Below are 11,878 nucleotides of genomic sequence, written 5' to 3'. Positions count from 1 at the left end.
TTTTATTTAAAAAGCGCGAGACCTAGCGATAGCAACAAACCCACTACCGTAAGCATCACGCCCCAAACCCACTTCGTATTTGCGCGCATGTCTAAAATGTCTGCGCGGTTTTCTTTTGCGAGTGCCAACGCTTCATCCGCTTTCTCGTCCGCTTGGTCTGCTTTTGTTTTAACATCGTTGAAAAAGTCGACCTTAGTATCGATACGAACGAGCCACTCGCGAATGTCCGAAATCTTTTCGTTTAATTCGGTATTGCTCGGCTCCGCCATACATACGTCTCTCCTTCCAAAATAAAAAGCCTACGACTCTTCGGCCGGCGGCTTATCAGCTTCGTATTTATCTCCCGTAATTTCTTTGTATTGTTCCGGTGTGATTCTGCCGGCTGCCACTACGTCATGGACGCGTTTCTTCGACCAAAGTCCGTCATCGTAAAAGCCTTTGATTACCGAAAACCAATCGATCGACATTCTACATACCTCCTAACGCGATAAGATAGTAAAGGTCAGCGATCTGTTGCTCCATGATCTCCGTTTTTGACGGTTGAGGCTTCGGTTGAAGGCTGTCGATATATTCCTGTGTCGCAGCTTCAAACCACTCTTCTTTTTCCGGATCAAACGTTGCAATATACAGACCATCTCTAGGCCGTACATCCGTAGCGTTTTCCGGGATCTCGTCGTACTCGCTGATAATATCTTCACACAGGTATATAAAATTTTCGTCATAGTAGAAAATTTGCATACATATTCACTCCTTTACCACAACGGAATCGATTCGTTAATTTCAATCCTCGTGACTTTGGTGTTGTCATTCGCGTTTAGCCCGTCAAATTTCAACGATCCGTCTTCCGCAAATGACAGCCGTGCTGCTCCGTATGAGCCAACTGTGGTGCCTCCAAAAACGGTTATCCCCGACGGTTTTTGAGCGAACCGTGCAATTACAGCATCGTTTGCCGGTATTCCCTCGAAAGACCCTCGTAAGTGAAGCGTATTTTGACGAATTGAGAATAGAAGAGGATTTCCCGCAAAGTGCTTTGTTACTCCCGTGACTAATGTAACTTGGTTCCACGTACTACTTAGTTCATCATCCGTCATCATCCGTTTCCACCCTCTGAATGATCCGTCAGTATGAACCGTTCCCCACCAATGAAGGTTATCAGCACTACGTATAACGTGAAAAGTTTTACGGTTGTTGCTATTGTCAATAACGTAAATATTGAACCACGATGAATCGTTTTTACTCGGCATGTTGAGTACGTTCGTTCCGACGGCGTAGTAATAACCGGATGGTAACGTTAAAATATCCGTACCATTCGGCAGCAGTTGACTTTGTCCAGTTTCAGACAACATAGTCGGATTAGACAACCTTGCCCAACCACTCCATACGTTATTATTAAGATAATTCGTATAAATGTTGTTTGCGAAATCAGTCGCATAAATCCACCCGAAAATTGCTTTGCCATTCGTAGTATCCGTCATGTGATAGAAACCTCGGCAAGAACGATGATTCGGCATATCCCGAGATCCTGCGATTGCGTAGAAAGTTCCCTGACCCAAGCCGCCGTCGATGACGGATTCTAAAATACTTATTGACGTATCTCTAATCGAAATTAGGGGCATTCCCGTATCAGCCGTGATTTTTTTCTGCTGGAAGCCGGCGACATAATCTTTCGCTTTCTGTAGCGCGGCGTCCGCTTTTTGCTGCGCCCCCGCTGTCGTCTCTTTGGCGTCCCATTCCGCTTTCTTCTTCGCAGTGACATGGACATCCGAATTATTTGCGTGAGCATCTACTTTTTCTTGCGCTCCAACCTTCGTTTCAACGTTGTCCAAGTCTTCGAATTTTGCTTCAATTTCCGCAACGGTTGCTACTACGTCGTCATAAAGATCGTTAATTTGACCCCGCAGCGTTTCAAAGTCATCGATGTAATATTCCGCAACGGGTACGATATTTTGATCGATAAGTGACTGCTCGATGCTGAAGCCGAATTTATGAATGGATAGCGCTTGGCCGTTCGTGTAATAAAGGATCAATTCGGCTTTTACGTTTCCATAATGACGGATCTCGTCCGCAGACAAAACATATTCGGCAAGTCCTTCGGGCTTATTTACTAGTGTAATTGCTCGTATAAAACGGCTTCCATCCGCCATCGAAAGGACTAATTTACCTACGACCGCCGATAACGGTAAAGGAACGCCATCTTTCGTGAGCTTAAAGGATAGACGCGCCGTTTTTATATCTTGCGTGCTGAATTGTATGGCGGCATTGATAGGCCGCTTTGTTTGCGCATTGACGTCGAAAGACAAAGCGCCATCTTTTGCTAACATACACATCTCCCCTTTATCGAATAAATATTTTCGCGACGCCGTAGCCCTCTGCTTCGTCATACGGCGTTTCGATTTCCATTACACGCCAATTAGACGCGCCTTTTGTTGCTACGCCGTTGACAGCCGTTACAAAATCACCGACGCGGACAGTCTCGTCAATCCTGACGCTAACTTGGCCGACTAAACCAACGACATGCCACTCCGGTCTAATTGACCGCGGCAAATACCCAACGTCTTCTCGGTAGTCCGGATTTTCAACCGGAAGATCAATAATTTCAACGCTCTCTTTTCCGTCAGATTCAACGTGAATAACGTTTGTTTTTTGCGTAATGACTCCACCAAATCGATCACGCAAATAACGTCCTTGCCAATCGAATGATGACTCGCCAAGAACAATGCCCGCCGTAGATGATACGACACCTAATAAGTAATCGTCCTGTTGCGCCGGCACTATCTTAGAACCATCGAGAGTCACGACCGTTCCTACGGGTATGGATTCGCCCGTGGCGCTCTCAAAATACTCCGCATAGTCGGATAATGACGAGCCTCCTCGGACTTGGCCGGCGCTAGTGATATCACCTGACATCGATGAGATTTGCCATTTAGTATCGTGGTATCCGCCCGAAACAGAATAGTTTTGAACCGACGTTACTCCCTGCGATGCTAGAACAACACGAGAAAATCCGTCGCCTTTTGTGTGACTGTTATTAGAAGCAATTACGGCTTGGCGTGATCCGTCTGTACTCGATCCTTCTCGCGAACCCAATATAACGTTTGCCGGCCCGCGAGCTTCACAAGAACCCGTTGTACCTAATACAGCACTTGACGTGCTCCTAGCCGCCCCCGACGTTGAACCGGCCACCAAACCACCCTTTAGTCTTGTTGGTACTTGAGAAAATGTCCTCTTTGCGAGATCGGCTGCGTTTTGATATCCAGTCGCAGAAACACCGACAATGACCGTCTGTGTGTTAGGTGAATACACGCCAATACTTCCGCTATTTCCGTTCAAGGTGCCGTTAGAAATCTTTACCCCGTAAACCTTCCCACCGACTCCGATTCCAATGTCTGCGGAATTTTCGATAACAAAGTTAGAAATGGATACATCATCCGATCTTTGGGCACCCCCGAACACCCGAACATCGTGCGAGGCTGTCTTAAAACCTGTCATCGTTAATCCATTGATGATGATGTTACGAGACTTAAACTGGGTCGCGACTATAGGTGTTTTCTTATAATCATAGGAAGGATCGCCAATTGCGGTAAAATTCGTCACTTTAACCCGATGATACGCAGAAATAAGTAACGCTCTAGGCGCAAGCCCTTTATACATATCGCTGTATATCGGCTCAATTGACGTACAGTCAGTAAATGACACGTCGCGCGCTGTTGTACTTTGCGGATCGGTTGCTCTGTGATGGCCGATATGTCTCGCATCATAACTCCTAACATCTCGATACGATACGTGCTTAGAAATATGGACGTTTTGAGCCGCCGGCCAACTTGCGTGCGCTTTTACTTCTACTCCTCGAACATTCCCCGAAGTATAGCATCCGGTTACCCAAACGTTACGGGAGCCGTCATCGATCTCAATTCCATTAGAGTTAGACGCTCCTTGGGCGTGCGCTTCTCCACTTGGATTCGTACAATGACAACGATCGATGAAAACATATTCGCTGTAATGCGTAGTTACTCCGTCATCCCCATAGCCGGATGCCTCGCAGTTATCAATCCATACGAAACGACTACCGTTTTGGGTATAGTTCGATCCAGTTATATTGTAAGTTGGTGCGGTAATGTCGAATCCATGTAGGCCGGGATTAATCGCTTTTACGTTCTGAACCCATCCAAGCGTGACTTTTGCGTATGTCAATGCGCTTGACGCAATTCCTCCCGTAGCCTTTAGACCGCCTTGACGACTGCGGTTCCAATCAAGCGTAAACCCCTCGACATATATATTTCGGTTACCTGCGCTGTGGTCCGCGTTAGTTAGCAAAATAGTACTTGCTGAAGCATCGTTGTGTAATTTAAAGATAGTGATATCCTTACCTTGACCGATAAGCGCCGTATTTGAAGGCAGCCTGATGCCTCGAACGACATAAGTACCCGCGGACGCCTTGACCATAACGTTTCCACTACCGATAGCCTTTTTAAAGGCCTCCGTTGAATCCGTTTTACCGTCCGCAACTGCCCCAAAATCGTCCACATGAACTTCGCGCTTGAAGCGTTTGTCAATAAGAGCAAACTCGTAATCTAGCCGATCTTTGGCCGTTTTATGGGTCGATGCATCCATCGCAACTCGAATATCTACAACCTCTTTTACATCCTCACCATCATGGTTGACAACAAGATTCGCAAAGCGTGCATGTAAGTTGTCTAGTCGGTTACTCACGTTGAATAATCCGTGTTTAATTTGTGCTGAGGTATGCGCAGTAGGTGCGCTCTTATGTGCATTCAACTCGGAAGTCGTTTGCGCAAATCCCTTCTCGATACTACCGAAGTTATCATTCATGTTGTTCCTAGCGTTTCGGTCGAATGCTGATGCAATCCGCTTTAAAAATACGTTAGCCATTTAGTGCCTCCTTTATTTAGATTCTAGCGCGGCTACTCTCGCAGTCAGCGCCGTCAGGTCCGATACAAGTTTATTAAGGTCCACGTTTGCTCCGGAAGAACTGACGTTTATTTTCGAAACTTTTATATAATCAGTCGACGACATTAATCCGGCCTTTGATGAACTAGCCATATCTACTTGTGGCTTCCCGTCCGGTCCTACTACGATGCTCTGTATCTTCTGATAATCGTTTGATGTCAGCAATCCATCGGAAACCGCCGTCGCTGGTCCATACTTCGGTATAGTTGTCGGGTCATATCCGTCGTCAAAGTCTGCGTCGCTTCCGATACGTATACCGGAACCTACCGATGGCCCTTTTACTTTTCCGGACGCATCGAACAACTTGGATACGCGCTTCTCAGTCTTCCGAAAGTTTTTCATGTCCGTCTTAATATCGCGTTTCAGCTTTCCGAATGTGTAAACTGGCGACTTATTCGGATCAGAATAACGCTCAACACCGACAACCTTAATTCGCTTATTGATTCCAAACGGATCGATCATGCACCAAACGTAGTCGCCTTTGCGGATGTCTTGGACGCCGAAATGTCGAAGCTCCGTATACGTCAGCGTCAAAGATAGCTCGATCGTATCCGTTAGTTCTTCTTGCAGTCGAAGCTCTAATTCGTCGGCATTCTTGTCGGTATATGCGTCATCGCGGATAGGTGCAGCGTGCTTGATTCCGTAGATTTCCGCTAACGGGCTCGTGTACTCAAGCTCGACCGCGTACGCCTTCGTCTTGTCGTTCTGTTTTCCATAGCCGCGGATGTACGTCTTTAACGAACTCGTATCGATCTCAACCGATTCATCGCGCGAATTGAATTTATATCGAATCTGATAGTCGGTGTCGCGAGCCAATTCCTTCGCAATGACTACCTTTTTCCCCTCGATGGTATATTCCGCTTTGTACTTATCGAGGATATCTCGCAATAAATCGTTAGAGAAACCATCGCCGAAATCTTCGAGCTCAAACGTAGCGTCAAGGCCTTCCGGTGAAATGTCGTATGAATAGCCGGACCCTTCGAGGGCGATCGCAACCATGTCGTCAATAGTCATCTTCTTTTTCTTGCTGGATTTGCTATAAACGTAATTGTCGGCTAGGTCGATTAACGGCTTATAGACGCCTGATGCTTCGATCTTTATCGTTTTATTTGCCGTGACTGGACGCGTCTTCTTGATGACGTATTCCTCTCCGTCGCAAACGAAGATGTTTTCGTTCTCGATCAACCCGAATGAGTGATCGTTGTTTCTCGTACTCAAAACCGACACATCAAGCGACTTTTCATTCTCGGCCGTCTCCCGTACCGTACAATCGTAGTCGGTAAGCGCCTCGACTTCGCCTCTTACCGTTTTTATAAGTAGCTCCATCGCGCCACCTCCTAGAAATAATAGAATCGGAAATCGAATTTGATTTCGAATGATCCGCTCGTTCCCGACAACACAAATTCGTTCCATCCCGGCTCTAGTCGGATTGTCTGCCGATTGGTATCTCCGAAAATACTTACGCCATCTTTACGCGCCTTGACCCCGTCCAAAATAACCGTCTCTTTCGACGTCGTATCGCCCGTATATTGCCAAGCATCGCCGGTCGTTTTGTTCGTGATCTTTAACTTAGATGAGGCGCCTTTATACGAAATGACGAAAGGCAATTCCAACGGATCAATACGAATAGCCCCCGCGTTGTAAATACGGAAGCTCTTTGTCTTATGTTTATAGACCGGTATAGTGTCCTCTAGGTTTTCGCCGAACTGCCAAAGACTCGCGTCAAAAGTAAACGGGTCCTGCGTCGTACCGACCGATTCGCAGTAAGGAGATGCGCTTTCGAACGTTAGTGTAAAATCGGCCACGCTTCCGCTTCTCTCCGGATCAAAAGAATCGCTCAATTCGACTCGCCAACGTTTCTTCGGATTGCCCTCCGCGACTAGATAAAACTCGGATTCCTGATAAAGAGCATTATATATTTCGTCGCGTAACAAGTAGAAGTCGGCGGCGTCTTCAGCATACATCGTGCACTCGGCCGTGATTCGGCGATTACCGAAATCTTTACCTGTGCGATAAGAACCGTTTTTCCCCGGTATGTTTTCGTAGGTGATATTCGGAGACGGCGCCGATACGACTAGACTACGTACTAAAACAGATAGGTCTCGTGCCATGTCGATAATAGTTCCATTGCGGTATTGAATACGGAAGTTTGCATCCGAGCGTGGAATCGCTGAAGATCGTCCGAAAACAATATCCGGCGAGAATACATCTTCATTAAAGTTTTCGTCTATATCAACAACGGATGGTTCCGGTTTTGGCTTCGCTGGCTTATCTACGTCGGTGCTTGTGTCTGTCGTCTTCTTCGTGTCGTACTTCGTTAGGTTATGCGTCGCGATAATGTTGTTCAATTTCGTCGCGTACGCTGGGTCCGTTGCATATCCGGCACTAACGAGAGCCTTCGTTGCTTTCCGGTAATTCGTTTGACCGACGACAGCTTTGTAGTGATTCGGGTTCCAGCTCGTTCCGTTGATATACAACTTCGCGAGGTCTTGCATCGACTCGTACCAAGACGGGTATTTACGGAAGTCGGCGTATACCTGGACGTTTCTTCCGTTGTACACTTCCCACGTCAACATACGAATAGAAGCGCCTTTGTACGAACCTTTTACGCCAAACAAGTTCTTACCTTTCGTGGCCAATCCCGAATTTCCGTAGCCGGATTCTAGGCAGCCCTGCGCAATGACAAGCGACGCGAGTATGTTGTAATTCCGGTATATTTTCTGCGCATCCGGCGCTATCGCTTTGATGAAACTAGCGTTGCTCAACCGCTCACCTCCTCCCTAATAACTGCTTCGATCTATTTCGTCCATCTGCCGTCTACTTACGTGCGGTTCGACAATACGCCCGACCACTTCGCCCTCCATAACCACCGAAAGCCCTTTAAGAGACTCGATAGCAGTTGCGAGGCTGGATAGGTGCGCCTGTATTTGCGGACTGTTGCCGCCTGCTGACGCAACCCGAGCCGTATGTCCAGCGTCTAGCATCCGGAATAAATTCGCCTGCTGCGCTTCCGTCAAGACCATTTCATTTCGTAGCGCGCGGATATCAACTTCGTGACTCATCGGACGATCAATAAACTTCGATGCCATGCCACCTGAATGTAGCTTGCCGGCCGGCTTACCGACGATGCCTCCGACGTGGTACGTTCCTTCGTTTCCTCGGCCACGGCTGACAGCTCGTTCTGTTTTACGTGTGACATCGTTAGTGATTATCGTAATACGCTTACTAAGATCCTTGCTTAGCTCCGCATTCATGTTCGAGGCTTGGCCGGTGATTTCGATAACCTTGTTCTTAGTCCGCTCTAACTGCGATAGCTCGCTTTCAATTGCGGCCAATGATTCTCGATACTCAGCCGTCTTCTTATCCGCTTCAGTCGTATTGTTGATTAGGTTTGCACGAGCATCTCGAAGTTTACTTATCTCTCTATCTATGACTGCGACGCCTTGCCCCTTTTTCGCAGTAAGCCCGACTTGTCGAAGCTCTAGTTGGATCATTTTTTGATTTACTTGATCGAGTTTCGAAAGTTCCTTTTGTGTCTCCGCTAGGCTGGCGCGTTTTTTCTGTAAAGACTCCGTACTCTTCACTAATTCGGTTTGCTTTGCTTCCAAAATGCGCTTCTCTTGCGCGAGATTTACTTCGAGCATATTTGCCGTTGCTTTATCGCCGTTCTGTTTTGCTTGCGCAATTTTCTGTTCGATACTTTCTACGACAGCTAGTTGATTTGCAACCGCCTGCTCTTTGTCTGCCCGCTGTTCCGTGATGCCGTTTATCTCTTGTTTAAGCTGCTTTTCTTTCTGTAGCTGACCGTCCATATTTCGTTCTGCGAGCGTCTTTTGCTTTTCGAGTTCCAAGCGCAATTCTTCCGCTTTCTCCGCACTCAATCGTTTCATCGCCTCGGTATTCTTAGCGATCGCATTACCTTGCGCCGAGAAAGCCGCCTCTGTTTCCGGAGACTTCTTGATGATCTGATCGTTCAGTTGTAAGAACCGGTCGAACTCCTCATTCGTAAGACCCGAGCTTTTACGTAAGCCGTCTTGCTCTGCGTTTAGCTTTTTAATCGCAGCCGAATCCTTCTCGTTAGCCAGCGCGTCCTTGTTGTCTAAGTAGCGTAGCAGCTCATCGTTCGTCAGCTTCATCTTCGACTGCAAGCCGTCGTACTCTTTGATCGTCTTATTGATCCCGTCGACTTCCTTTTGTTTCGCGTTTGCTGCTTCGAGACTGACGGTATTCATCGCTTTGTAGCCCGCAGAAACGCCGACCATTAAGCCACCAAGTACCGAAAGGCCCGTTATGATCCAGCCCGCAGGCCCCATCGCCGCGAATAATCCACGCAATGCGAAGCCGAGTTTGATCGCGGACGAAGCCGTAAGGGCGATCGCCGCCGACGTACCCGCCATTGCAAGACCGGTTGCTACTACGCTCGGATTTATCGAACTGAATGCCCGCACTAAATCGGCTCCAATATCGACTATTTTACGTAGGTGCGGTAAGAACTCGTTTCCGAGCTTAATGCCGAGCGTTTCGACTGCGCCACTAAGTTCTTCGACTGACCCGAGAAAGTTATCGAGCTTTACTTTCGATACTTCAGCCGCCGTTACTTTCGACATGGCCGCCGCCATATCCTCAACGCCTTTTGCGCCTTCTTTATAGAAGACGGTACCAGCTCGCACCGCATCCGAACCGAATAACGTCTGTAGCGAAGATTGCCGCTGCTGATCCGTTAGGCCTTTGAATGCGTTCTGAAGAATGCCGGAAATAGTCGCCAAGTCTTTTAAAGAGCCGGCCTGGTCGAAGAACTTATTCGTTCCGTCTGACGTTATAATCCCGAGTTCCATCATTTCTTCGCGTTGCTGCTTCGTCTGTGGTTCTAATCGCGATAGCATCGTTTTAAGCGACGTACCGGCGTCTGAGCCTTTGATTCCGTTCTGTGCAAATACCGCAAGCGCCGTCGCCGTGTCTTTAAACGACATTCCGATTCCGGACGCGACCGCAGATACCTGAGCCAAGCCGAATTTCATCTCGCCTACGTCCGTCGCCGATGCGTTTGCTGCGCCTGCGAGAATGTCGGCCGCTTTTGACACCGATAAGCTGTCGGCCTTGAACGCGTTAAGTGCCGTACTGGCAATCTCGGCCGCATCCGCAAGGTTTAAGTTGCCTGCCGCCGCTAAGTCGAGCGCGCCCGCTAAGCCTCCGTTTATGATGTCCTTCGTCGTTACGCCGGCCTTTACTAGTTCCTCGGTCGCCTGCGCCGTTTCGGTCGCACTAAATGACGTCGATTCGCCTAGCTTGATTGCGAGGTCAGTCAACGTCTTCATCTCGCCGGCTGTCGCACCCGATACCGCTTTGACAGCGCTCATTTGTTGTTCGAAGTTTGCCGCAGCTTTCGCAGATGCCCCGATGCCGACCACGACTGCGCCGCCGACCGCTAAGGCCGCTTTTTGTACGAGGCCCATTTGCGAGCTTAACGAATTAGCCGTATTGCCCATCTGCTGCATCTGCGCCTGGGCCTGCGCTACACCCGCCGTGAATTGGTTCGATTGTAGTGTCAGCGTCGCAGTAATTTCGCCTACTGATACACCTGCCATTTGTTTTCCTCCTTTCCTCCGTTATTTAAAGAAGTTCCGCAATTGCTCGAACTTTTCACGGTCAAATTCTTCGCGGTCAACATAGCCGGCTTGTTTACGTAAGTCTTTTACAAGACGTTGATACTCGCGGTCATCCATGGCACGCCCTTCAGACCCGACAAGTAGCGAAATCATCGAGAGACGATCGATCGCATTAGCCTTCGTTTTGGCGCGTAAGATTTTCGGAATGTCGACCATGTAGTAATCATCTTCGATTTGCCGTTGTGTGACGCCCAGCAAAACCGCCGCATCTATTAAGTAGTCATCGATTGTGTTCTCGCCTTCATCCGTTTGTTTTACTCCGCTACTTTCGGAAGAAGGCTTCGTAGGTTTTTTGCTACTGATTGTAGACGGTTCTTTTCAACGACCGCGATTAAAAACTCGACAATCTCGTCAGTGCCGACGTTTTCCTGCACATAGTCTTTGTCTAGTCCGGAAAGGACAGCGACAACCTTTACGACTTCATCCATCGCTAGATTAATAGCCGCAACTAAAGTCGCTGCAAAATCGTCTTGACCGTTTGTGCTTAGAACCGTAAAGAATAAATGCGGCAAACGATCGACCACCTCGAATAGTTCCTTCCATTTGACCGGCGTTAGCTTCGGTACTTGAACCGTTTTGTCGCCGAGTGTAAGTTCGCTTGATACCTTTTTCGTGCCTCCGATACCAAATAAGCTCATTGCGTAACCTCCTTTCTAAATTAAAAAGACACCGCCGCTAAGCGATGCCTTCCGTTGTTATTCCGCTGATTCGTCGCCCATGATGAATAGGTCGCCGTCGTTGTCCGTGTCCGGATACGCTTTGAACGTCAGATTTGCGATACGCTCATCGTCTGAATTGTACGTGTACTCCGGATCTGACATAGCTCCCGCAAGTGGAATTGTGATGTAGTCGTTAGGTGTCGTACCCGTAGCCGTCGGTTTGATAACGAGCTTTTTGGCCGCCGCTAACATATCGAAGCCTGCTTTACCGGAAACGACTAATTTCATCTTCGCCGGGTCCGTGCTATCCTTAACTAGTCGGCTATTCGGCATTGCTGCGGATAACCGTTCTAAGTCATGAAGCGCGAATGGGACCGTTACTTCCGCGTTACGGCCTTTCATCGTTGACTTGACTGGCGTGTCTCCGTATTGATCAACCGTCGTATCTTGAATCGACGTTTCCGCCTTAAAGACGATACCGCCTTTCGTGATATCAAACGTAACTAGTTCGGAACCTTCGCCAAACTCGACGATCGCCGGCCCGATAGGAACGTTAATTCCTCTAATGCCTGCTGCCATTCGTTT

General features: G+C 48.2%; 11 protein-coding genes. All 11 read right to left on the bottom strand.

Annotation, left to right across the window (positions count from 1 at the left end; all coding sequences use genetic code 11):
- Positions 1-2 precede the first annotated feature (2 nt).
- Genes MHI33_RS07230 through MHI33_RS07180 form a run of 11 tightly spaced genes read right to left on the bottom strand, consistent with a single transcriptional unit; the run spans position 3 to position 11,872 of the window.
- Positions 3-269 carry a hemolysin XhlA family protein gene (locus tag MHI33_RS07230; RefSeq protein WP_003213691.1) on the bottom strand — a complete coding sequence of 89 codons (267 nt, stop codon included), beginning with the start codon at positions 267-269 and terminating at the stop codon, positions 3-5.
- Positions 270-299: 30 nt separating this feature from the next.
- Positions 300-467, bottom strand: coding sequence for an XkdX family protein (locus tag MHI33_RS07225; RefSeq protein WP_340910340.1), 168 nt, complete (start codon positions 465-467; stop codon positions 300-302).
- Position 468: 1 nt separating this feature from the next.
- Complete coding sequence (locus MHI33_RS07220) at positions 469-738, bottom strand: hypothetical protein (protein WP_340910338.1); 270 nt, start codon at positions 736-738, stop codon at positions 469-471.
- A gap of 14 nt (positions 739-752) precedes the next feature.
- Positions 753-2,321, bottom strand: a complete 1,569-nt coding sequence (locus tag MHI33_RS07215) for a BppU family phage baseplate upper protein (RefSeq protein WP_340910335.1) — start codon at positions 2,319-2,321, stop codon at positions 753-755.
- Positions 2,322-2,334: 13 nt separating this feature from the next.
- Positions 2,335-4,890, bottom strand: a complete 2,556-nt coding sequence (locus tag MHI33_RS07210; protein ID WP_340910332.1) for a peptidase G2 autoproteolytic cleavage domain-containing protein — start codon at positions 4,888-4,890, stop codon at positions 2,335-2,337.
- Positions 4,891-4,902: 12 nt separating this feature from the next.
- Positions 4,903-6,294 (bottom strand): phage tail protein, encoded by a 1,392-nt coding sequence (locus MHI33_RS07205; protein ID WP_340910329.1) that lies wholly within the window; start codon positions 6,292-6,294, stop codon positions 4,903-4,905.
- Between the two features lie 11 nt (positions 6,295-6,305).
- The gene (locus MHI33_RS07200) at positions 6,306-7,733 is read right to left on the bottom strand and encodes a glucosaminidase domain-containing protein (RefSeq protein ID WP_340910326.1); all 1,428 of its coding nucleotides are present in this window, start codon (positions 7,731-7,733) and stop codon (positions 6,306-6,308) included.
- A gap of 15 nt (positions 7,734-7,748) precedes the next feature.
- The gene (locus tag MHI33_RS07195; protein ID WP_340910323.1) at positions 7,749-10,553 is read right to left on the bottom strand and encodes a phage tail tape measure protein; all 2,805 of its coding nucleotides are present in this window, start codon (positions 10,551-10,553) and stop codon (positions 7,749-7,751) included.
- A gap of 21 nt (positions 10,554-10,574) precedes the next feature.
- Positions 10,575-10,832: a hypothetical protein gene (locus tag MHI33_RS07190; RefSeq protein ID WP_340910320.1), complete on the bottom strand. Its 258-nt coding sequence runs from the start codon at positions 10,830-10,832 to the stop codon at positions 10,575-10,577.
- A 56-nt stretch (positions 10,833-10,888) separates the two neighbouring features.
- Positions 10,889-11,272: a hypothetical protein gene (locus tag MHI33_RS07185; RefSeq protein ID WP_340910317.1), complete on the bottom strand. Its 384-nt coding sequence runs from the start codon at positions 11,270-11,272 to the stop codon at positions 10,889-10,891.
- A 57-nt stretch (positions 11,273-11,329) separates the two neighbouring features.
- Positions 11,330-11,872, bottom strand: coding sequence for a hypothetical protein (locus MHI33_RS07180; RefSeq protein WP_340910315.1), 543 nt, complete (start codon positions 11,870-11,872; stop codon positions 11,330-11,332).
- Positions 11,873-11,878: the final 6 nt, after the last annotated feature.

The organism is Bacillus sp. FSL K6-2971, assembly GCF_038006405.1.
GTDB classification, from domain to species: domain Bacteria; phylum Bacillota; class Bacilli; order Bacillales; family Bacillaceae; genus Bacillus; species Bacillus pumilus.
The sequence above is the reverse complement of the archived record's forward strand: the minus strand, read 5'-3'. Positions and strand labels throughout refer to the sequence as shown.

Excerpts from the sequence above, each read along its gene's own strand:
- MHI33_RS07230 (WP_003213691.1), bottom strand. The coding sequence starts at position 269 with ATGGCGGAGCCGAGCAATACCGAATTAAACGAAAAGATTTCGGACATT.
- MHI33_RS07225 (WP_340910340.1), bottom strand. The coding sequence starts at position 467 with ATGTCGATCGATTGGTTTTCGGTAATCAAAGGCTTTTACGATGACGGA.
- MHI33_RS07220 (WP_340910338.1), bottom strand. The coding sequence starts at position 738 with ATGCAAATTTTCTACTATGACGAAAATTTTATATACCTGTGTGAAGAT.
- MHI33_RS07215 (WP_340910335.1), bottom strand. The coding sequence starts at position 2,321 with ATGTTAGCAAAAGATGGCGCTTTGTCTTTCGACGTCAATGCGCAAACA.
- MHI33_RS07210 (WP_340910332.1), bottom strand. The coding sequence starts at position 4,890 with ATGGCTAACGTATTTTTAAAGCGGATTGCATCAGCATTCGACCGAAAC.
- MHI33_RS07205 (WP_340910329.1), bottom strand. The coding sequence starts at position 6,294 with ATGGAGCTACTTATAAAAACGGTAAGAGGCGAAGTCGAGGCGCTTACC.
- MHI33_RS07195 (WP_340910323.1), bottom strand. The coding sequence starts at position 10,553 with ATGGCAGGTGTATCAGTAGGCGAAATTACTGCGACGCTGACACTACAA.
- MHI33_RS07185 (WP_340910317.1), bottom strand. The coding sequence starts at position 11,272 with ATGAGCTTATTTGGTATCGGAGGCACGAAAAAGGTATCAAGCGAACTT.
- MHI33_RS07180 (WP_340910315.1), bottom strand. The coding sequence starts at position 11,872 with ATGGCAGCAGGCATTAGAGGAATTAACGTTCCTATCGGGCCGGCGATC.